The sequence below is a fragment of the Frankia sp. Mgl5 genome (assembly GCF_023242985.1).
GTDB classification, from domain to species: Bacteria; Actinomycetota; Actinomycetes; order Frankiales; family Frankiaceae; genus Parafrankia; species Parafrankia soli.
This window is the reverse complement of sequence record NZ_JALKFY010000246.1, coordinates 1-251: the sequence shown is the minus strand read 5'-3', so window position 1 is coordinate 251 and position 251 is coordinate 1. Positions and strand designations below refer to the sequence as shown.

Below are 251 nucleotides of genomic sequence, written 5' to 3'. Positions count from 1 at the left end.
ATCTGATATCACTCCCGTTTGCTGAGCACTTGTCGCGCTGGTGGGGGCCGAAAGGAAGGCAACGCGGTCGAGGGTATGCCGGAGCTGCTGATAACGCTGACGTTCGTCGAACATGAAGGCAAGACGAAACTCATTAACCGCGCTGAATTTGCGTCGGCCGAGGCCCTCAAGGCAACACTGGACATGGGCCTAATCGAAGGGATGACCGAAACCTGGGACTGCCTTGCCGACCATCTAAAAGAAATCCAGAC

1 protein-coding gene is annotated in these 251 nt (G+C 55.8%); it reads left to right on the top strand.

Going from position 1 to position 251, the window contains the following annotated elements:
• Positions 1-75: 75 nt before the first annotated feature.
• Positions 76-251, top strand: a 176-nt coding sequence (locus MXD62_RS40330; RefSeq protein WP_368862354.1) for an SRPBCC domain-containing protein, incomplete at its 3' end; no start/stop codon positions are given.